Raw genomic sequence first — 511 nt, 5'->3', positions numbered from 1 at the left:
TATCTGCGTTGTAAGTAGTACCTGTACAGCCAGAAAGAATAGTAAAAGTGAAAGCAACAACAGCTAATTTAGCAAAAGTTTTCATGGTAAAGCCTTTTAAGTATATAATATTAAAGCAATATTATTCCCGCGTAATGTAACGCATGGCACTAAAACATCCAATAAAATATTGAACTTTCCACCTCTAAAGTGTTAACCAAGTCAAAATGGCACTTAAAATGATTACAAATCATACACTTGCTTGCTAATTTAAAAAATAACGACCCTTATATCCATATTATCGTTGGTAGTAGAGGTAACAGCAGAGAGGGTTAAACAGGATTTGGATGAAAAAAATGCAAATAAAAAGGCTATCACTTGATAGCCTTTTTTAAATTATCACGACGAGCAATATGTATGCCCGTAATAAAAATTATTTAGCGTCACATGCGCCGATCATTGCAGGTACAGAGATTGCAGGGTGGATCAGGTAATCTGCACCACAGCTTTTATCTGCGTTGTAAGTAGTACC

1 protein-coding gene is annotated in these 511 nt (G+C 35.0%); it reads right to left on the bottom strand.

What is annotated here, in order from left to right; genetic code table 11:
• Positions 1–412: 412 nt before the first annotated feature.
• A partial coding sequence (locus tag A923_RS23340) for a DUF4223 family protein (protein WP_017223810.1) occupies positions 413–511 on the bottom strand: 99 nt, incomplete at its 5' end.

This window comes from Moritella dasanensis ArB 0140, from assembly GCF_000276805.1.
GTDB lineage: Bacteria > Pseudomonadota > Gammaproteobacteria > Enterobacterales > Moritellaceae > Moritella > Moritella dasanensis.
This window is presented reverse-complemented; position numbering and strand designations above follow the sequence as displayed.